Source organism: Vibrio sp. 10N.247.311.13, assembly GCF_041467595.1.
Lineage (GTDB): Bacteria > Pseudomonadota > Gammaproteobacteria > Enterobacterales > Vibrionaceae > Vibrio > Vibrio crassostreae_C.
Genome location: NZ_JBFSUX010000079.1, coordinates 1 through 19,413, shown reverse-complemented (window position 1 = coordinate 19,413; position 19,413 = coordinate 1). Strand labels below are relative to the sequence as shown.

The window sequence follows — 19,413 nt, the reverse complement described above, 5'->3', positions numbered from 1 at the left end:
GCTTGTACGGTGGTGTGAGAGGACGGAGGCCGTGAGGCCTCCTCCTACTCGATTCTATGACTTCTTTCAGGAGGAGACATGTTTGTGGATTCACTATTGGGGCGCGAGGGAAGGCGCTTAACAGCGTTCTACTTATAGAAACCTAGCGGTAGGTCATGAAAGCGATAACCGCTCCAGCCACCACAAGACAGCCTCCAATGCGGCGCAGTTGCGTGTCTGGTTGCTCGCTCAGTTGCGCGACCATGTTTCTCCAGCCATTGGGTGCAATCAAGGGGCCGAGCCCTTCCACAATAAGTACGAGCCCAATAGCGAGCCAAATTGATTGAGACATGGTTCTGCCTTTTATCTGTAAAAAAGCAATGATATCAGTATCTTTACACATCTGCCCCCAGTTATGGCTGGTTTATTTTTGTACAGCGTTAACGTTTATGAACAAAAAGTGACTGCAAGAAGTGTGATTCAGTGCTAGAATCCATTTTTAATTAGCAACAGAAATTGGAAAGATGGGAAATAACGTAGTCGTTCTAGGCACCCAATGGGGTGATGAAGGTAAAGGTAAAATCGTTGACCTTTTAACTGAAGATGCAAAATACGTGGTTCGCTACCAAGGCGGTCACAATGCAGGTCACACACTTGTAATTGACGGTGAAAAAACCGTTCTTCACTTAATTCCATCAGGCATCCTACGTAATAACGTTAAATGTGTTATTGGTAACGGTGTAGTATTATCGCCTGACGCACTTCTAAAAGAAATGAAGCCTCTTGAAGATCGCGGTATTCCAGTACGTGAACGTCTTTTCATCTCTGAAGCTTGTCCTCTAATTCTTCCGTACCACATTGCAATCGACAACGCGCGTGAAATCGCTCGTGGCGCTAAAGCTATCGGTACAACGGGTCGTGGTATCGGTCCTGCTTACGAAGATAAAGTTGCTCGTCGCGGTCTACGCGTTGGCGACCTTTTCGATAAAGAAGCATTTGCTGAGAAGCTAAAAGAAGTGATGGAATTCCACAACTTCCAACTAGAGCACTTCTACAAAGCTGAAACAGTAAGCTACGAAGAAGTTCTTGAGCAAGCGATGAGCTACGCAGATATGTTAACTGCGATGGTTATCGACGTAACTGACGAACTAGACGCAGCACGTAAGCGCGGCGACAAGATCATGTTCGAAGGTGCTCAAGGTACGCTACTAGATATCGACCACGGTACTTACCCATACGTAACGTCTTCTAACACGACTGCTGGTGGTGTTGCTGCAGGTTCTGGTTTCGGTCCTCGTCACATCGGTTACATCCTTGGTATTACTAAGGCTTACTGTACTCGTGTTGGTTCAGGTCCATTCCCTACTGAGCTATACGATGGCCTTGAGAAGCAAGACCCAGTTGGTAAACACCTAGGCGATGTTGGTCACGAGTTTGGCGCAACAACTGGTCGTCTACGTCGTACTGGTTGGTTCGATGCTGTTGCTATGCGTCGTGCAATCCAAATCAACTCTCTATCTGGTATGTGTCTAACTAAACTAGACGTTCTAGATGGCCTAGAAGAACTAAAAATCTGTACTGGTTACAAGATGAAAGATGGTTCTATCCTAGAAGTTTCTCCAATGGCTGCTGAGTCATTCGAAGAAGCGACGCCAATCTACGAAACAATGCCTGGTTGGTCTGAAAACACATTTGGTGCTAAATCTATCGACGCGCTTCCACAAGCTGCTCTAGATTACATCAAGCGTATCGAAGACCTAACTGGCGTTCCAATTGATATCGTATCAACTGGCCCAGATCGTAACGAAACTATCATCAAGGTTCACCCATACGGCGCATAATGCCTGCTGAGTGATTACCAGGCACGAACAGTGCTTTGATAATAAAATAGTTTTCTAAAAGCCGACTTTATTAAGTCGGCTTTTTAATACCTGCAATTTAGCCGTTCACTCTTTGATGGTGATCTTTTAAGCGTCATCAGGCAAAATATTGCCCATTAGCGGCAAGTTTTGTCTAAAGCCGTCGGGGTTATTGCCGATACAGATATCATGGAAAGTGAAGTTCACCCTGTTTTGTGCGTGTAGAAATCCTCTGCATTCCTCAATAGATAACTTTAGCGACAGATAATAGAGTGCAGGTATGAAGCTACGAATTGTGGCAGCTTCATTAATAATGGCGCTGAGTTCACCCTTGAGTCATGCTAATTTGGCTGATGTGGGAGAGCCCGTTCCAATATATACAGAAGCTGAACTGATTAATTTAATCGAAAATAATCAACATCTAGAGCGAGTGAAAGCTGATAAGTGCCAGTTAGTTGAAGATATCGTTGCTCGCGCAACGCGTATTAGCTTGCCTTCTTATGAGTTTTTATACGGTGATATGTTGGCTTGGGGTGTGTGTGTTCCACAAGATGTAGAGCTTGGCCTTTACTATATGGAGAACGCGGCACATCAAGGTTTACCCGCTGCATTAGAGCAGTTAGGTCGTTATTACTCTCGTGGTACTTTGGTACAACAAGACAAAGAGCGTGCGATTCCGTATCTACGTGAAGCAGCCTCGATGGGTAACTTAAGTGCGAGCATTCACTTAGCGGAACTCTTGTTACGTGACTACGGTAGCCCATTGGATTATGAAGATGCTTACCGTTGGTTGTATAATTCGGTAACCGCAGACCAAAGACAACACAGACGTATCACTGTGCTTCGTAGCGGTCTGGAACAGAGAATGCCAGACAATATTATTGCTCGAGCAAAGCGTCGAGACTTGTTCTGGTAAGACAGATTATTGAATGAGCAATGATGATTAATGACTGCACTCGTTAATCATCTAAAAAACTCGTATTAAAAAGGCCTCGCTGAGATTCATCAGCGAGGCCTTTTTTGATCTGAACGGAAAACCGTTTATCTAATTCGGTAGCGTTATTGAACCACCTCACCAGACTCAATCACCGTTTCACGAACAGCCTTGGTGAAATCGAGTGCTTCTTGACGAATCTTATCTTCGTCTACCGTTAGCATGTCGCGATCTTGCATGATGATCTTGCCATCAACGATGGAGTGACGAACATTGCCTGAGTTAGCTGAGTACACCAGTGCTGAGTATGGGTTGTAGACTGGAACCATGTTTGGCGCCTTAGTATCGATCACTATGATGTCAGCCAGTTTGCCTGCTTCAAGAGAGCCGATCTTATCTTCCATGTGCAGCGCTTTTGCTGCGCCCATGGTCGCCATGTCGATCACTTTGATCGGCGGCATCGCAGCACGATCTTTGTTAACTAGCTTGTGAACTTTAGCGACTTGGTTGAACTCATCAATGGTGCTCAGTGTGTTACCAGACATTGGGCCATCAGTACCTAAACCGATACGCACGTTCTCGTCATACATCTTAAGGGCAGGTGATACACCTTTTGCTGACTTGATGTTAGCACTCATGTTATGAGCTACACCCATATCCGATTTCTTCACCAGTTCGATATCATGTTCGTCAACGAGGATCATGTGTGCACCCACCAAGTTCTTGTTGAGTGCGCCAATGCTGTCCATGTATTGAACCGGGGACAATCCATCAGAACGCTCTGCGATTTTCTCTTCTTCACGGTGTGATTCTGCAAGGTGAATCATTACTGGAACATCTAACTCTAGGGAGAGCTTAGATATTTTCTGCAGGATCTCTGTGGTGTTGGTGTAAGGCGCATGCGGTGCAAACGCTGGTGTGATTCGCGGGTGATCTTTGTATTCTTCAATGAAGTTCAACGCGTACTTAATGCCTTCTTCGGCGTTGGCCGCATCGGCTACAGGGAACTTAATCACCGTTTCACCTAGGATGGCACGCATACCGATCTTATCGACGGTTTTTGCGACTTCATCTTCGAAGTAGTACATGTCGGCGTAAGTTGTCACACCGCCTTTCACCATTTCAACGTTACCTAGGTTCGCACCAATGCGTACCATGTCTCGCGATACTAGCTTCTTCTCTAGCGGAAAGATGTAACGGTGCAGGCGATCTGGCACATCATCGGCCAACGAACGGAAAACTGTCATTGATACATGAGTATGGGTATTGATGAGACCTGGCATAACGATATCGCCATCCACGTCTAACACTTGCTTAGCTTGGTACTGCTTCTCTAGTGAAGCATCTCCAACCGCAATGATTTTGTTGTCTTTGACCACAACAGTACCGCTCTCATAAACCGTTTTGTCTTGGTTCATGGTTAGAACCATCGCATCGGTAATCATCAGGTCAGCTTTTTCCATTGCCAAACTTGCGAATGGGAACAGCGCTAGGCTCGCCATAGCTGAAGCCAATAAAGTGCGTTTTAGTTTCATATCATACCCAGAACAGGAGTTGGTAAAGTGCGTGGATAATCGTGTATTTCATTCATGGCGCAAACGTTTGTTTTATCGTTTGCTTGAAATTTTGATGATAGTCCACGTCTATGAAGCGATGTTTCACAAAGTGAAGATATGTATCAATCTAAGGTTATTTGAGTGTTTTCTAAAGCATATCTGTAGCTTACCCCTAGCATCAGATATACTAGGGGTATATACCTTCCTTGCTTAAGCAGGCCCGCCTATGTCAAAAAACACACCAACGTCAGAAAATACGACAGCGACAACCACTGTTGATCCTTTTGCCGACCGAGAGTCGAAAAATTACGATAACCCAGTACCAAGCCGAGAGTTCATTATTTCGTTTCTAACAGACGCGAATATTCCGATGAACCGCAACGATCTATTCGAAGCTTTGGGTCTTGCTGGAGAGGAACAATATGAAGGGTTGCGTCGTCGTTTGCGTGCAATGGAGCGTGATGGACAGCTTATCTTTACTCGTCGTCAGTGCTACGCATTGCCTGAGAAGATGGAACTGATCAAAGGCTATGTGATTGGTCATAAAGACGGTCATGGTTGGGTTCGCCCAGACGGTAGTGTGGGTAAAGACAATGATATCGTGCTGCCGCATCATCAGATGAAAACCATCATGCACGGTGATTACGTATTGGTTCAGCCTACTGACAACAGTAAGCGTGGCCGTCGTGAAGGTCGCTTGGTTCGTGTGCTTGAAGAGCGTAAAACGCCACTTGTTGGTCGCTTCTTCCTAGAGTACGGCCATTCTTACGTTGTTGCTGATGATTCGCGTATTAGTCACGACATCCAGATCCCTACTGAGCATAAAGGCGGTGCTCGAATGGGTAATGTGGTTGTGATTGAAATTACGGATCGCGGTGGTCGTTCTCGTAACATGATGGGGAAAGTAACCGAAGTTCTTGGTGAAAACATGGCGCCGGGTATGGAAACGCAGATTGCGATCCGTACTCACCAGATCCCACAAGAGTGGCCTGAAGCGGTAGATAAGCAAATCGAAAACCTAGGTGAGCATGTTCCTGAAGAAGCAAAAGAAGGACGTGTAGACCTGCGTAAACTGCCATTGGTTACCATTGATGGTGAAGATGCGCGTGACTTCGATGATGCGGTTTACTGTGAAGCGAAGAAAGGCGGCGGCTGGCGTCTATGGGTAGCGATTGCTGACGTAAGTTACTACGTTCGCCCAGATACAGCGCTAGACAAAGAAGCGATTAACCGTGGTAACTCGGTATACTTCCCGTCACAAGTCGTGCCAATGCTGCCAGAAGTGCTTTCAAATGGTTTGTGTTCATTGAACCCTCAGGTAGACCGTTTATGTATGGTGTGTGAGATGACTATCTCAGACAAAGGTAAACTGTCAGGCTACAAGCACTACGAAGCGGTAATGAATTCTCATGCTCGTCTTACTTATAACAAAGTAGGCGCGATCTTAGATGGCAATGAAGAATTACGTGAGCGTTACGAACCTGAAGTACCACATCTTGAAGAGCTTCATAAGATGTATAAGGTGCTTAAGAAAACGCGTGACGAACGTGGTGCGATTGAATTTGAAACGGTAGAAACTAAGTTTATCTTCAATGCGGATCGTAAGATCGACCGTATTGAGCCAGTAATTCGTAACGATGCACACAAGATCATCGAAGAATGTATGATTCTTGCGAATATCGCATCGGCATCTTACGTAGAAAAAGCGAAAGAGCCTGCGCTGTACCGTGTTCACGAAACTCCGGGCGAAGAGCGCTTAATGGGCTTCAAGAGCTTTTTAAGTGAATTAGGTTTAACACTGGAAGGTGGTCTGTCGCCATCACCAGTAGACTATGCACAACTGATGCAACAGATTAATGAACGTGAAGATCGTGAATTAATCCAAACTATGCTGCTACGCTCAATGAAGCAAGCGGTATACAACGCGGATAACGCGGGTCACTTTGGTTTAGCTCTTAAACGCTATGCTCACTTTACCTCGCCAATTCGTCGTTACCCAGATTTGCTATTGCACCGTGCGATTAAGTACCTTATTGCGAAAGAAGAAGGTCGTAACAGCGAACGTTGGACGCCAACTGGTGGTTACCACTACACTTTCGATGATATGGACTTCTACGGCGAGCAGTGTTCAATGACTGAACGTCGTGCTGATGACGCAACGCGTGAAGTAAACGACTGGTTGAAGTGTGAATACATGCAAGACCATGTCGGTGAGGTGATGGATGGTGTGATTGCCAACGTGACTGGTTTTGGCTTCTTTGTTCGTCTAACTGAACTGCACATTGATGGCTTGGTACACATCTCAGCGCTAGCGAATGATTACTACCAATTTGATGCTGTTGGTCAGCGTCTAGTGGGTGAAAGCTCAGGTAATATCTACCGCTTGGGTGATTCGGTTAAAGTGAAGGTTTCTGCGGTTAATTTAGAAACTCGCCAAATCGACTTTGACTTAGAAGACACTGATCGTCAGCCGCGTGGCAAAGGCAAAACAGCCAAGAAGCGTGCAGCAGAAGCGATGAAAAAGGCGAAAAGCAAGAAGCGCTCAGCAGTGAAGAGTAATAAGCCAGGTGTATCAGCGAAGCCTATGGTTGAGCCAACTAAGCGACCTGACGGAAGCAGCGAAGGCCCTGCTAAGAAGAAAAAGCCAGCGAATAAAACCGGTGCTGCTAAAGCTCGCGCTAAGAAAAAGCGTGCAGCAAGCCGTAAGCCAAAGGCTGATAACTCTTAAGACTGATAAATCTTAAGGCTAATAAGGCGCTCTGCTAATCAGGTTTAGCGCCTAACTGATTTAATTTAATGCGAGAGTATCAGGCGTAAGACGCTACTCTCGAAATGAACAACACAGAGAGGGATGCATCGGCATTGATGTCATTCTTCTCTGAGCAATAAGAGTAACTTGAGACAATGAGTAACGAATTTATTTACGGTATTCACGCGGTGAAAGCCGTACTAGAAAAAGATCCTGCACGTTTTATCGAAGCGTATGTATTGAAAGGTCGCCAAGACGAGCGTCTTCTTCCATTACTGAACCAACTGCAACAGTTTGGTGTGTCGATTCAACAGATGGGTCGTAAGCCGTTGGATGAAAAAGCACAAGGTGCGAATCACCAAGGTCTTATTGCTAAGGTGAAGCCTGCTAAGCAGCTTAATGAAACTCACCTAGACGATATCCTAGCGCAGCACGAACAGCCTTTGCTGTTAGTTCTAGACGGCGTAACAGACCCTCATAACCTAGGCGCTTGTCTACGTAACGCGGATGCCGCAGGTGTCGCTGCGGTTATCGTACCTAAAGATCGCTCTTCGCCGTTAACAGCAACGGTAAGCAAGGTTGCATGTGGCGCAGCTGAAACGGTTCCTCTCGTGCGCGTAACCAACCTAGCTCGCACAATGCGTGCACTGCAAGAGCAGGGCGTATGGTTTGTGGGTACGGCAGGTGAAGCAACGCATGATATCTATCAAGCGAAGCTAACGGGTCCTCTTGCGGTAGTTATGGGTGCAGAAGGTGACGGTATGCGTCGTTTAACTCGTGAAACTTGCGATGATCTGATTAAGATTCCAATGGCAGGTAGCGTATCGAGCTTAAATGTTTCTGTGGCGTCGGGTATTTGCCTGTTCGAAGCGGTAAGACAGCGTTTAGCTCAGTAATGCGTTAACGCTGCTTTAAGTCTATGAATTTATTAGCGCTCACCACTTGCTGGTGGGCGTTTCTTTTTAGGCTGTTATAGCAAAATCCATCGGTTTGTCGGATGGCTAGATGGCGACAGAAAAACTGTTTCATTATTCACCAAATAGCGCTTGCCAATACCGGGTTCTTTCTATAACATTTGCCGTCCTTAAAACTCGGTCATTTATCTTTAGTTCCTTGCTTCCTCTGGACGACCGGGCCACTCGTGGAAGCTAATAATCCGTAAGGAGCAACCAAATGCGTCATTACGAAATCGTATTCATGGTTCACCCTGATCAAAGCGAGCAAGTTGCTGGCATGATCGAGCGTTACACTGGTTCTATCACTGAAGCTGGCGGTACTATCCACCGTCTAGAAGACTGGGGTCGTCGTCAAATGGCTTACCCAATCAACAAGCTTCACAAAGCTCACTACGTTCTTATGAACGTTGAAGCTGGTCAAGAAGTGATTGACGAGCTAGAAACTGCTTTCCGTTTCAACGATGCAGTTCTACGTAACATGATCATGCGCACTAAAGGCGCTGTGACTGAGCAATCTATTATGCTTAAGCAAAAAGAAGAGCGTGCAGAGCGTGCTCCTCGTCGCGAAGAGCGTACAGAAGCTAAACCAGAAGCAGCTGCTGAGTAATTCTTTTTTGGCTTAACGCCTTAAAAAATTCTCAACTTGTTTTAGGTCATTGATAGTTATTTCGATAATTGTGAAAGACCGCTTTACTAAATTTAAGATCAGGAGATAGCCCATGGCTCGTTTCTTCCGTCGTCGTAAATTCTGCCGTTTCACTGCAGAAGGCGTACAAGAGATTGACTACAAAGACGTAGCAACTCTTAAAAACTACATCACTGAAGCTGGTAAAATCGTACCTAGCCGTATCACTGGTACAAGCGCTAAGTACCAGCGTCAACTAGCTCGCGCTATCAAGCGTTCTCGTTACCTAGCTCTACTACCGTACACTGACAAGCATCAGTAATCGGTAATAGTTAATAATAGTTTAAGAGGACTAAGATAATGCAAGTTATTCTACTTGATAAGATCGGTAACCTAGGTGGCCTTGGCGACCAAGTAAACGTTAAATCTGGTTACGCTCGTAACTTCCTTATCCCACAGGGTAAAGCAGTTATGGCAACTAAAGACAACGTTGCTATGTTCGAAACTCGTCGTGCTGAACTAGAAGCTAAAGTTGCTGAGCAACTAGCTGCTGCTGAAGCTCGTGCAGAGAGCGTTAACACTCTAGAAGGCGTTACAATCGCTTCTAAAGCTGGTGACGAAGGTAAACTATTCGGTTCTATCGGTACTCGTGACATCGCTGACGCTATTACAGCGGCAGGTGTTGCAGTAGCTAAGAGCGAAGTACGCCTACCTGAAGGCGCTCTACGTAACATCGGCGAATTCGAAGTAAGCATCCAACTTCACTCTGAAGTTTTTGCTACTGCGAAAATCGCTATCGTTGCAGCTGAGTAATTTCAGTACCAAGACGAATTCTTTCTTTTGAAAGTTTTAAACACCAGCTTCGGCTGGTGTTTTTTTATGTCTGGAATATAGGAAAGTACAAGGAAGGGCTACAGTAGGTAAAAAGCTTACGGTGATCCATAAGCTGTTATTGCTGAACAAGTTGTTCTCAAGGTTAGAGGTGGCCTAAGATTAGAACTGGAAGAGCAAGTTGATCGATAGAACAGAGTCTTGTTTGCTTAAGCCTTCAGGCACTTTATCGTGGTACTGGCGAGAGTGAGCGATCTTCAGCGCGATATTGTCAGTAATATCGTTGATGGCTTCTAACTCAGTATCAAACTTTAGGTTACTGTGACCAGAGACAAGCGTCACGTCTGCCTTGAGCTGCAAATTCTTCAACACCTGCCATGACGTATTCACGTTGCCACGGAAAATTGCCTCTTCAACAATCTCTGGGAAGATGATGTCATCATCGTCGATCTCATCGAGGTTTGGCTCTTGGTAACGAAAACCTGGGCCCACTTCGACTTCCAATACAAACTCTTCGGTATTCGAAAACTGGTAACCCAGACCACTCGAAATTGTGTAGTCCTTAAAGTAAGCACTGTATCTCGAGTCGACTCCTTTGAAACTGCCGTAAAGGTAGGTTTTAGGGCTTAACTTGTAGTCACTCTGAGCTGAGTAAGTCGATTGCCTTTTATCTTCTTCGCCATCTTTGTAGAGGTTGTAGTATTTCCATTCACCACTGGTTCTATGACGGCCAGCCGTGTACTCACCGTTAAGGCGTGCGTTAAGCGCTCGTGAATCAGAGTTACCAGTATGCGACTGATATCCAAATTCGACTTCCGTTTTTAGCGGGCTCGGTAGTTCTGTATCACTTGTATCACTCGGTGCGATATCCAACTCTTTTTCTTCAGGTGTCGGTGCAACGACGATCGGCTCAGCTGTAGTTTCTGGTACTACTATAGAGTCGAGAATAGAATCAACAGAGGTATTAGCATCAACAGAGGCTTTAGTATCATCAGCTAAGGCCAACGGAGTGCTCAGGAGACCGATGCTTAGAAGACTAGAGCTTAGAAGACCAGTGCTCAGAGCCAATAATTTGGACACGCATACCTCTAGTTATACAGTGAGTGAATGGCAGGATCGTAATGCTACCCTTGGTTAATTCCGTCAGCAATAGGTAAATTCTTCCTGAAGAATAAAACAAACTCATAGGATCGGATTACAAACGGATGTTCTTGGGTATAATGAACGATCATTATTAGTTATTGAGTGTAGTCATAGTGGATACCAAAAGTCAGAAATCAGCCAACGATCAGGTGGACGCCATCAAGGTCCCGCCACATTCATTAGAAGCTGAGCAATCTGTTATTGGCGGTTTGTTATTAGATAACGAACGCTGGGATACAGTTGCCGAAAAGGTTGTGGCCAAAGACTTTTATAGCCGTCCTCACCGTCTGATCTTTGAAGCGGTAAAGGATATCCTTGAAGAAAGTTCTCCTCTGGATCTTATTACACTCTCTGAACATTTAGAGCTGCGTGAGCAACTTGAAGAAGTGGGTGGCTTTGCTTACCTTGCTGACTTAGCGAAAAACACACCAAGTGCCGCAAACATCAATGCGTATGCGGATATCGTAGCGCAACGTGCACTTGTTCGTAGCCTGATTGGTGTCGCGAATGAGATTGCTGATTCTGGTTATGACCCTCAAGGTCGTACTTCGGAAGAGCTGGTTGATCTTGCTGAAAGTAAAGTCTTCGCGATTGCCGAAGGCCGTGCAAGTGAAAACGAAGGTCCACAAAACGTTGATAGCATTCTAGAGAAGACGCTAGAACGTATCGAGATCCTATACAAAACGCCGCAAGATGGTGTGACAGGTGTCGATACTGGCTTCAACGACCTCAACAAGAAAACAGCAGGTCTACAAGGCTCTGACTTAATTATTGTTGCTGCTCGTCCATCGATGGGTAAAACCACATTTGCGATGAACTTGTGTGAAAACGCGGCGATGAAGCAAGACAAACCGGTTTTAATCTTCTCGCTAGAGATGCCAGCCGAACAGCTGATGATGCGTATGCTTGCGTCACTTTCTCGCGTAGACCAAACCAAGATTCGTACTGGTCAGCTAGATGATGAAGATTGGGCTCGTATCTCGTCGAGTATGGGTATTCTGATGGATAAGAAGAATATGTATATCGATGACAGCTCGGGTCTAACGCCAACAGAAGTGCGTTCTCGTGCTCGACGTATCGCTCGTGAACACGATGGTATCTCTATGATCATGATAGATTACCTTCAATTAATGCGTGTACCTTCGTTATCTGATAACCGTACTCTTGAAATCGCCGAGATTTCTCGCTCATTGAAAGCGTTAGCAAAAGAGCTCAACGTTCCGGTTGTGGCACTTTCTCAGCTTAACCGTTCCCTAGAGCAACGTGCTGATAAGCGCCCAGTAAACTCGGATTTGCGTGAATCAGGTTCGATTGAGCAAGATGCCGATTTGATCATGTTCATCTATCGTGATGAGGTTTATAACCCAGATAGTTCCTTGAAAGGCATTGCTGAGATCATCCTTGGTAAGCAACGTAACGGTCCGATCGGTTCGGTTCGTCTTACGTTCCAAGGCCAACACTCCCGATTTGATAACTATGCAGGCCCTGCATTTGATGATGAGTAATCGCTAATGACTTACATGAAAGCGGCGACGGCGAGCATTGACTTAAACGCGCTCGAACATAACCTGAACCAGATAAAGTCGAAGGCTCCTCAGTGCAAGGTCATGTCTGTTGTGAAAGCCAATGGCTACGGACACGGCTTACTGCATATAGCCAAGCATTCAAAAAGCTCTGATGCTTTTGGTGTGGCGCGTATTGAAGAAGCGTTACAACTTCGTGCTGGTGGCATTGTTAAACCTATTTTGTTGCTGGAAGGATTTTACTCTTCGGGCGATTTGCCAATCTTGGTGACCAATAACATTCAAACGGTGGTGCATTGTGAAGAGCAATTAAGCGCGCTAGAGAATGCGGATTTGGAAACACCCGTTGTGGTATGGCTAAAAGTCGACAGTGGTATGCACCGATTAGGTGTTCGCCCTGAGCAATACCAAAACTTTGTTGAGCGTTTGCATCAATGTGCGAATGTTGCCAAACCTCTACGTTACATGAGCCACTTCGGTTGTGCTGATGAACTGGATAGAGCAACCACCGTTGAACAGACAGAGCTTTTCTTGTCGCTTACTGAAGGTTGTGAAGGGGAGCGTTCACTTGCTGCCTCTGCGGGTTTACTCGCTTGGCCAGACAGCCACCTTGATTGGGTTCGTCCGGGAATCATCTCTTATGGTGTTTCTCCGTTTGTTGATAAATCAGCGCAAGAGCTGGGCTTTTTGCCGGTGATGACTCTGACTTCACACTTAATTGCGGTTCGTGATGTGAAGGCTGGTGAAAGTGTGGGTTATGGTGGTAACTGGACCAGTGAGCGTGATACCAAGGTTGGTGTTATCGCAATTGGTTACGGCGATGGTTATCCTCGCACTGCACCTAACGGCACCCCAGTATTCGTTAATGGACGAAAAGTACCAATCGCAGGGCGTGTGTCCATGGACATGCTAACAGTTGACCTTGGTCCTGATGCTACGGATAAAGTGAGTGACGAGGCGACGCTTTGGGGTAAAGACTTACCCTCAGAAGAAGTGGCTGAACATATCGGCACTATCGCTTACGAGCTCGTGACTAAACTGACGTCTCGCGTGGCAATGGAATACGTAAAATAGATATGTTCAAGCGAACTTCTCGATACTGGTTAATGTCTGCAATGGCAGTAACTGGTGTCAGCTTTTCTTCTTCTGTTCTAAGTGAAGAAAAAGATTCAGCCTTTGTTCCTTTCTACTTCAGCACCGAAACCATGGGTAACACCTTTGGGGTTGCGGGTGTCGCAAAGGGTGTTTGGCAACCTCAAGCCGCTCTGTTTGGTATGGCACTCTATTCAGACAAAGACAGTTACGTCGGTTTTCTATCGGCTTTTAACTATGCCTTGTCTGAGAACGTATTGTTTAGCACTCAGATGTATCAAGCGCGCTTCAACGACAACCCGTATTACATTGGTTCTCAAGGCGATAATGATTCATCTATCGATGACAAAACCATTGCTGATGGCTTAGAGCAAAACTATCAGTTTGAGTTTAAGTATTTGCTACCTTGGGGCAACGTTGCAGAACACGGTTTACTCGGTGCTTTTCAGCCAATCAAAGATGTGAGCTTTGCTTCGCCAATCGAATCGGGTGTCAGTTCGATTCTATTTACGCCTTTTTATACTGCTCGTGAGTTGGAAGGTTTAAATAATACCGAGGAGGCAACAGGCTTTAGTTTGGCGTTTGATTGGGATAACCGTGATAGCACACGCAACCCGACCAGAGGTTCTCACACTAACCTTGAGTTCACCACTGGCGCAGAGAGTTGGTCTAACGATGACTTGTGGCTTAAGTGGACCTTCCAAAATAGCCAGTACTTTGCTTTAGGTCCTTTAGGGGACCTGTTCGATCAACAAGTTTTAGCATTTGATTTCTATACCGCTGACACGCCAACGTGGGATAACTGCTCTGGGCAAGATTGTGCTCGTCCACCGGAAACTGAACAAGCTCGACTTGGTGGTTTATATCGCTTACGAGGTTATACCGGAGGTCGTTACCACGGACGTTCTGCGGTTCATTATTCTGCTGAGTACCGAGTGATTCCTGACTGGCAACCTTTGGGTGATATCCCGCTGATTAATTACTACGATTTGCCTTGGTGGCAATGGGTAGCGTTTGCTGAATTAGGGCGCGTTGCCGATGAGTACGATATCAAAGAATTGCACACCGATATGAAATGGAGCTTAGGCGGCGCGGTTCGTTTTCAAGTGGAAGGCATTGTTGTTCGTGCAGAATTAGCGCGAGGCGGTGATGAAGGAACCTTTAGGGTTATGATAAACCAGCCCTTCTAAAGCTTTCGGCCTACAGTAGGCCAAATACTATCTTGATAAGAGTGGTCGTGGAAACACACCACTCTTTTTTATTAACAAGATATTGTTTTTATTAAGGAGATCTTGTTTTCAAGCAGTCTACTCACCTTGCATCGTAGCAATCACAGTTCGGCTTCCACCACAATCTCGGTGCTCTCCTAAGTAAATGCCCTGCCATGTACCTAAAGCTAAACGACCATTGCTAATTGGTATTGTCACACTGGTGCCAAGTGTCGATGCTTTAATGTGGGCAGGCATGTCATCATCACCTTCATAGGTGTGTCTGTAGTAGGGCGCTCGCTCTGGGACAAACTTATTGAAGTGCGACTCCATATCGTTACGGACGGTAGGATCAGCGTTCTCGTTTAGCGTGAGGCTGGCAGAGGTATGTTGGATAAAAAGATGTAATAAACCAACAGATAGAGAATTGATATCGTGTATCTGTTGTTCAATTTCATCAGTAATGAGATGAAATCCACGCTTTCGTGCATTTAGGTGTATAGTCTTCTGAATCCACATACGCCATCCTTTATAATGTATTTGGAAAAAAAGTGGTTTAACGCTATCTTTTGAACTTGAATTTATCAGGTATCGCTCACATTTAATTATGTTAGAGCTAGAGTCTGTACCGATTCTTCTGTCAGGAAATCTAATCCTGATTTATCTCAAGGTACAGCTCTTCATATGCGGCATAATACGTCGTGAAAAAAAATTACAAAGAATCTTTCAGTGGTGACGCGGTTTGGTCATCACAGAAAAATATAAACTTTCGCCTAATCGGGGGTTCTATTCATCACCCAGGTGACGTTTAGAATAAAACCTACAGTAACATCGGGATAGATACCATGTTGAAAAATATCAACCCAACGCAAACACAAGCGTGGAAAGCTCTAACGGCACATTTTGAGTCTGCTCAAGATATGGATATGAAAGAGCTGTTTGCTCAAGATGCAAAGCGTTTCGAGAGCTTTTCTACTCGTTTCGGTTCTGACATCTTAGTGGATTACTCTAAGAACCTTATCGATGCTGAAACTATGCAGCACCTATTTGCTCTTGCGAACGAGACTGAAGTTAAGTCTGCAATCGAAGCAATGTTCGGTGGTGATGCAATCAACAAGACTGAAGGTCGTTCAGTACTTCACACTGCTCTACGTAACCGTAGCGACAAGCCAGTAATGGTTGACGGCAAAGACGTAATGCCAGCAGTTAACGCTGTACTAGCAAAAATGGAACTGTTCACACACCGCATCGTTTCTGGTGAGTGGAAAGGTTACACAGGTAAAGAGATCACTGATGTAGTTAACATCGGTATCGGCGGTTCGGATCTTGGTCCATACATGGTGACTGAAGCACTAACGCCATACAAAACTCGCCTAAACATGCACTTCGTTTCTAACGTAGATGGCACTCACATCGTTGAGACACTTAAGCCTCTTAATCCAGAAACAACGCTATTCTTAGTGGCATCTAAAACATTCACGACTCAAGAAACAATGACTAACGCGCACTCTGCACGTGATTGGTTCTTGGCTGAAGCGGGTGACAACGCACACGTAGCTAAACACTTCGCAGCACTATCAACTAACGCAACTGCGGTCGCTGAGTTTGGTATTGATACTGACAACATGTTCGAATTCTGGGACTGGGTTGGTGGTCGTTACTCACTATGGTCTGCAATCGGTCTTTCTATCTCACTATCTGTTGGCTTCGATAACTTCGTTGAGCTACTAGAAGGTGCTCACGAGATGGATAACCACTTTGCTTCAACTGAGTTTGAAAGCAACATTCCAGTAATCCTTGCGCTTATCGGTATTTGGTATAACAACTTCCACGGCGCTGAGTCAGAAGCAATTCTACCTTACGACCAGTACATGCACCGTTTTGCAGCTTACTTCCAGCAAGGCAACATGGAATCAAACGGTAAGTTTGTAGACCGTGAAGGCAACCCGGTAGAGTACCAAACAGGTCCTATCATCTGGGGCGAACCTGGTACAAACGGTCAGCATGCTTTCTACCAACTGATTCACCAAGGCACTAAGCTGATCCCATCAGACTTTATTGCTCCTGCTATCAGCCACAACCCAGCATCTGATCACCACCAGAAGTTGATGTCTAATTTCTTTGCTCAAACTGAAGCACTAGCATTCGGTAAGACAAAAGAGACAGTGGAAGCTGAATTCCTAGCGGCTGGCAAAACAGCTGAAGAAGTGGCTGAGCTTGTACCTTTCAAAGTATTTGAAGGTAACCGTCCAACGAACTCTATTCTTGTTAAGCAAATCAACCCTCGCTCTTTAGGTAACCTAATCGCGATGTACGAGCACAAGATCTTCGTTCAAGGCGTTATCTGGAACATCTTCAGCTTCGACCAATGGGGTGTAGAACTTGGTAAGCAACTAGCAAACCAAATTCTTCCAGAGCTTACTGACGATGCTCAAGTAACGTCTCACGACAGCTCAACTAACGGTCTAATCAACGCATTTAAAGCGCTTAAAGCTTAATTGAGTTGATAGCACCAAAAAAACGCCAACCTTCGGGTTGGCGCTTTTGTATCTGTATAGCAAGCATTGGTTAAATCGCAGGTAATAAAAAAGGCTGGCATGATGCCAACCTTCTTTGAGTTGATACTCAGTACTGCTAGAAATAAACAGCTGTTATTCGAAACAGATCTCGATGAAAGCATTACCCCATTGAGATGAGAAAGGCATGATGATGATTGCCCCATCACACTTGTGACGAATCGTATGACCTTTACCGGAAACCACGATTGGTGTTGCCATATCGAAGTCAAAACCGCTTTCCGCAAGAATACGTTTCGCACCGCCAGTCACCATGTTAGTGATTTCACCCACCATATCGGTCACTTCTTCGTTGAGGCCGTTTGGTCGTTCACCAAGCATGTTTTCCATGATTTCGAGAGCGAGACCTTCATCAAAGGTGATCGACATAGAGCCACGAGATTGTGTACCCACCATACCAATTAGGCCGGATACATCACCACGAGCGATTTCATCTTTCTTAACTCTCGGTTTTTGTGGCTTCAATTCTAGAGAAGCCATCGTTTTTAATACGTTCATCAAAGAAGCTAAAAACGGGTTTACAAATTCAGCGCGCATAATGTTCTTCTATAATCTTATTCTTTCATCTCGGAGGAGCAAGATTGGCAAATGCCATGCGATTCAATGACATGATTCGTCAATTGAAAGCCATGCTTCTCAGCGTTACTGGCGAGTAGGGTGACAAGCGCATCGTCTTGCAGTTCTATCACAGTGCCACATTTATCGCAGATCAGTAGTTGGGAGAAATGTTTGTTGGCATTGCAAGAGCAGCAGCATATGAAGCTATTGGTTGACTCAACTCTGTGAATGAAACCTTGCTCCAACAAGAAATCCAAAGCGCGATATACTGTAGGTGGCTTGGCTTGCGGTTCACTGACTTTCAACTGCTCTAATAATTCATAAGCACTGGAGGCTTTTTTATTAGAGAGGATGAGCTCAAACACTCGCTTTCTTTGAGGTGTTAATCTAACGCCTCGCGATGCGCATATCCCTTCAACTTGCTCTATTAATGTGTGGTCCAAATTTTTCACCATTCAATCGGACATCCCTAATCAAACCTTATTTCTAGGTTATTACGTTTTGGGAGCCAATGATTTCTATTAAAGTCAGGTACAGAGCGTATTGTGACCCACGACTTTGAATAAGACAAGGTAACTCAAAATGACAGTGTGACTCAAGGCATAACTGATTAGTGAGGCTGAATTAGAGGTTTGGTGAATAGGTTTAAATAAAAAATGTGAGGTAAAGTTCATATAGCACAAACTGGGCATAGCATTTACAATAGCCGACCTTGCTTTTGCTGGGTATTCCAGCATATTTTTTTGACTCGCTACCAGGGTACTTTACCATGACACATTCATGTAGATTGTCTGTCGCTCCAATGCTCGATAGTAGCGAATTTTAACTAACCTAATGAATTACAAATATTTAATTATTGGTTTGTGCCCACTGAGTGCCCATAGTTAACTTTTCATATCATAAATCTGCTAGTCAAAGTCGAAACACGTAAAAACGTCCTGCTATTTTGCCAAACTTTTCAAATCATTGTTCATAGTATAACCAGTAGATAACTGGAGATCGAGGCTATGAAAAGAATCTCAACTTTTGATTTGCTTCTAAAGCAACATGGAAAGGTCCTTATCCCGCTCTCAGAGCTTTGTGAAGAGTACTTAGGAGTTACCTATAGAGTTGCAAGGCGTCATTACCTTTCGGGAAGTTTGCTCATTCCTGTCGTGGCTATGGGGGAAGGGCAAAAGGCAAAGTTGGTGGTTCATCTGGAAGATCTGGCTAAGTTCGTAGACTCAAAACGCAGGTAGCTGCGCTAATCCCTCTTTTTCACTAATCTGCTTCTTTCTTACTGTAGTGGTCAACTAAAATTGGTCACGGTTTTAGAGTTTTCCCAATATAATCGTTCTGATTCATTGTGCGTTAGGCCACCGTTGGGACCCATTCCGTCTTTACACTTCTAAAGAAGCGCTCCATTGGCGCATTATCCCAGCAACTTCCTTTGCGAGATAAACTCTGTTTGACTTGAAAACGCCACAGTAATTGGCGGTACTTACGATTGGTATAGTGACTACCTTGATCGCTATGGAACGTGACACTTCTGGGCTTACCACGTGACTCATTAGCCATCGAAAGAGCTTTACCTGTTAACCGAGGAGCGGGTGATAAAGACATCGACCAACCAATCACTTTACGAGCTAAAAGATCAATAACAACCGCTAAATACTTCAAATAGTGGTTACCGTTGATTGCTCTTCATAGTGGAATGCACCAAATGAAATAGCGCAATTAAAACGTAAAAACGTATGTGAAAGTAATGGTGTTTGAATGTGGGGTTAATAGCAGGGCGGGATCGCACTTTGTTAACAAATATGATCTAATAGTGCTAAATCCACA

General features: G+C 45.0%; 18 protein-coding genes and 1 pseudogene. 12 read left to right on the top strand and 7 right to left on the bottom strand.

Translation table 11 applies throughout. The features are described from left to right. Nucleotides 1–142 precede the first annotated feature (142 nt). Complete coding sequence (locus AB6E52_RS21190; RefSeq protein WP_010434105.1) at nt 143–331, bottom strand: DUF2065 domain-containing protein; 189 nt, start codon at nt 329–331, stop codon at nt 143–145. A gap of 172 nt (nt 332–503) precedes the next feature. Between AB6E52_RS21190 and AB6E52_RS21185 the strand changes: the two genes are divergently transcribed. Both AB6E52_RS21185 and motX read left to right on the top strand, forming a co-directional pair. Further along, entirely contained in the window at nt 504–1,820 is a 1,317-nt protein-coding gene (locus AB6E52_RS21185) for an adenylosuccinate synthase (protein ID WP_010434108.1), read from the top strand. A 298-nt stretch (nt 1,821–2,118) separates the two neighbouring features. Next, nucleotides 2,119–2,754, top strand: a complete 636-nt coding sequence (gene motX / locus AB6E52_RS21180; protein ID WP_102319808.1) for a flagellar protein MotX — start codon at nt 2,119–2,121, stop codon at nt 2,752–2,754. A 143-nt stretch (nt 2,755–2,897) separates the two neighbouring features. Here the strand turns inward: motX and AB6E52_RS21175 are convergent, their stop codons facing one another. After that, on the bottom strand, nt 2,898–4,307 hold the full coding sequence (locus tag AB6E52_RS21175; protein WP_102319809.1) for an amidohydrolase: 1,410 nt from the start codon (nt 4,305–4,307) through the stop codon (nt 2,898–2,900). A 247-nt stretch (nt 4,308–4,554) separates the two neighbouring features. Between AB6E52_RS21175 and rnr the strand changes: the two genes are divergently transcribed. From rnr to rplI, 5 genes are all read left to right on the top strand, one after another. Continuing rightward, nucleotides 4,555–7,056 carry a ribonuclease R gene (gene rnr / locus AB6E52_RS21170; RefSeq protein ID WP_017063179.1) on the top strand — a complete coding sequence of 834 codons (2,502 nt, stop codon included), beginning with the start codon at nt 4,555–4,557 and terminating at the stop codon, nt 7,054–7,056. A 176-nt stretch (nt 7,057–7,232) separates the two neighbouring features. Continuing rightward, nucleotides 7,233–7,973, top strand: a complete 741-nt coding sequence (rlmB, locus tag AB6E52_RS21165) for a 23S rRNA (guanosine(2251)-2'-O)-methyltransferase RlmB (protein ID WP_017063180.1) — start codon at nt 7,233–7,235, stop codon at nt 7,971–7,973. Between the two features lie 277 nt (nt 7,974–8,250). Continuing rightward, the gene (gene rpsF / locus AB6E52_RS21160) at nt 8,251–8,640 is read left to right on the top strand and encodes a 30S ribosomal protein S6 (RefSeq protein ID WP_004741278.1); all 390 of its coding nucleotides are present in this window, start codon (nt 8,251–8,253) and stop codon (nt 8,638–8,640) included. 112 nt (nt 8,641–8,752) lie between these two features. Next, the gene (gene rpsR / locus AB6E52_RS21155; protein WP_000090472.1) at nt 8,753–8,980 is read left to right on the top strand and encodes a 30S ribosomal protein S18; all 228 of its coding nucleotides are present in this window, start codon (nt 8,753–8,755) and stop codon (nt 8,978–8,980) included. A gap of 38 nt (nt 8,981–9,018) precedes the next feature. Continuing rightward, entirely contained in the window at nt 9,019–9,471 is a 453-nt protein-coding gene (gene rplI, locus AB6E52_RS21150; protein ID WP_010434182.1) for a 50S ribosomal protein L9, read from the top strand. A gap of 180 nt (nt 9,472–9,651) precedes the next feature. Here the strand turns inward: rplI and AB6E52_RS21145 are convergent, their stop codons facing one another. After that, nucleotides 9,652–10,569 (bottom strand): DUF481 domain-containing protein, encoded by a 918-nt coding sequence (locus tag AB6E52_RS21145; RefSeq protein WP_102319810.1) that lies wholly within the window; start codon nt 10,567–10,569, stop codon nt 9,652–9,654. Between the two features lie 176 nt (nt 10,570–10,745). Between AB6E52_RS21145 and AB6E52_RS21140 the strand changes: the two genes are divergently transcribed. From AB6E52_RS21140 to AB6E52_RS21130, 3 genes are read left to right on the top strand one after another with little or no spacing between them, the layout of a single operon-like run. Continuing rightward, on the top strand, nt 10,746–12,137 hold the full coding sequence (locus AB6E52_RS21140) for a replicative DNA helicase (protein WP_016767560.1): 1,392 nt from the start codon (nt 10,746–10,748) through the stop codon (nt 12,135–12,137). Between the two features lie 6 nt (nt 12,138–12,143). Further along, complete coding sequence (gene alr / locus AB6E52_RS21135) at nt 12,144–13,229, top strand: alanine racemase (protein ID WP_017059936.1); 1,086 nt, start codon at nt 12,144–12,146, stop codon at nt 13,227–13,229. 2 nt (nt 13,230–13,231) lie between these two features. Next, the gene (locus AB6E52_RS21130) at nt 13,232–14,437 is read left to right on the top strand and encodes a BamA/TamA family outer membrane protein (protein ID WP_102319811.1); all 1,206 of its coding nucleotides are present in this window, start codon (nt 13,232–13,234) and stop codon (nt 14,435–14,437) included. Nucleotides 14,438–14,554: 117 nt separating this feature from the next. On the opposite strand, the gene AB6E52_RS21125 is transcribed toward AB6E52_RS21130, so the two are convergent. Next, nucleotides 14,555–14,974 (bottom strand): secondary thiamine-phosphate synthase enzyme YjbQ, encoded by a 420-nt coding sequence (locus tag AB6E52_RS21125; protein WP_065677852.1) that lies wholly within the window; start codon nt 14,972–14,974, stop codon nt 14,555–14,557. Nucleotides 14,975–15,300: 326 nt separating this feature from the next. On the opposite strand from AB6E52_RS21125, the gene pgi reads away from it, so the two are divergent. Further along, on the top strand, nt 15,301–16,953 hold the full coding sequence (pgi, locus tag AB6E52_RS21120) for a glucose-6-phosphate isomerase (protein WP_102319812.1): 1,653 nt from the start codon (nt 15,301–15,303) through the stop codon (nt 16,951–16,953). Between the two features lie 153 nt (nt 16,954–17,106). Here pgi and AB6E52_RS21115 read toward each other — a convergent pair whose 3' ends face one another. Continuing rightward, the gene (locus tag AB6E52_RS21115) at nt 17,107–17,568 is read right to left on the bottom strand and encodes a chemotaxis protein CheX (RefSeq protein WP_017059940.1); all 462 of its coding nucleotides are present in this window, start codon (nt 17,566–17,568) and stop codon (nt 17,107–17,109) included. Nucleotides 17,569–17,585: 17 nt separating this feature from the next. Further along, on the bottom strand, nt 17,586–18,044 hold the full coding sequence (zur, locus tag AB6E52_RS21110; RefSeq protein ID WP_017059941.1) for a zinc uptake transcriptional repressor Zur: 459 nt from the start codon (nt 18,042–18,044) through the stop codon (nt 17,586–17,588). A 552-nt stretch (nt 18,045–18,596) separates the two neighbouring features. Between zur and AB6E52_RS21105 the strand changes: the two genes are divergently transcribed. After that, a complete protein-coding gene (locus AB6E52_RS21105) occupies nt 18,597–18,827 on the top strand; it encodes a pyocin activator PrtN family protein (protein ID WP_102319813.1) in 231 nt (76 codons plus the stop codon). A gap of 50 nt (nt 18,828–18,877) precedes the next feature. Here AB6E52_RS21105 and AB6E52_RS21100 read toward each other — a convergent pair. Beyond that, nucleotides 18,878–19,260 (bottom strand): annotated as a pseudogene (locus AB6E52_RS21100) (DDE-type integrase/transposase/recombinase); the annotation flags it as partial. Nucleotides 19,261–19,413: the final 153 nt, after the last annotated feature.

Bases quoted from the DNA above. Each gene is read 5' to 3' on its own strand.
- rnr (WP_017063179.1), top strand. From the start codon at position 4,555: ATGTCAAAAAACACACCAACGTCAGAAAATACGACAGCGACAACCACT.
- AB6E52_RS21130 (WP_102319811.1), top strand. From the start codon at position 13,232: ATGTTCAAGCGAACTTCTCGATACTGGTTAATGTCTGCAATGGCAGTA.
- pgi (WP_102319812.1), top strand. From the start codon at position 15,301: ATGTTGAAAAATATCAACCCAACGCAAACACAAGCGTGGAAAGCTCTA.
- AB6E52_RS21175 (WP_102319809.1), bottom strand. From the start codon at position 4,307: ATGAAACTAAAACGCACTTTATTGGCTTCAGCTATGGCGAGCCTAGCG.
- rplI (WP_010434182.1), top strand. From the start codon at position 9,019: ATGCAAGTTATTCTACTTGATAAGATCGGTAACCTAGGTGGCCTTGGC.
- AB6E52_RS21190 (WP_010434105.1), bottom strand. From the start codon at position 331: ATGTCTCAATCAATTTGGCTCGCTATTGGGCTCGTACTTATTGTGGAA.
- AB6E52_RS21105 (WP_102319813.1), top strand. From the start codon at position 18,597: ATGAAAAGAATCTCAACTTTTGATTTGCTTCTAAAGCAACATGGAAAG.
- AB6E52_RS21125 (WP_065677852.1), bottom strand. From the start codon at position 14,974: ATGTGGATTCAGAAGACTATACACCTAAATGCACGAAAGCGTGGATTT.
- motX (WP_102319808.1), top strand. From the start codon at position 2,119: ATGAAGCTACGAATTGTGGCAGCTTCATTAATAATGGCGCTGAGTTCA.
- rlmB (WP_017063180.1), top strand. From the start codon at position 7,233: ATGAGTAACGAATTTATTTACGGTATTCACGCGGTGAAAGCCGTACTA.
- AB6E52_RS21185 (WP_010434108.1), top strand. From the start codon at position 504: ATGGGAAATAACGTAGTCGTTCTAGGCACCCAATGGGGTGATGAAGGT.
- rpsR (WP_000090472.1), top strand. From the start codon at position 8,753: ATGGCTCGTTTCTTCCGTCGTCGTAAATTCTGCCGTTTCACTGCAGAA.
- AB6E52_RS21115 (WP_017059940.1), bottom strand. From the start codon at position 17,568: ATGCGCGCTGAATTTGTAAACCCGTTTTTAGCTTCTTTGATGAACGTA.
- rpsF (WP_004741278.1), top strand. From the start codon at position 8,251: ATGCGTCATTACGAAATCGTATTCATGGTTCACCCTGATCAAAGCGAG.
- zur (WP_017059941.1), bottom strand. From the start codon at position 18,044: ATGGTGAAAAATTTGGACCACACATTAATAGAGCAAGTTGAAGGGATA.
- alr (WP_017059936.1), top strand. From the start codon at position 12,144: ATGACTTACATGAAAGCGGCGACGGCGAGCATTGACTTAAACGCGCTC.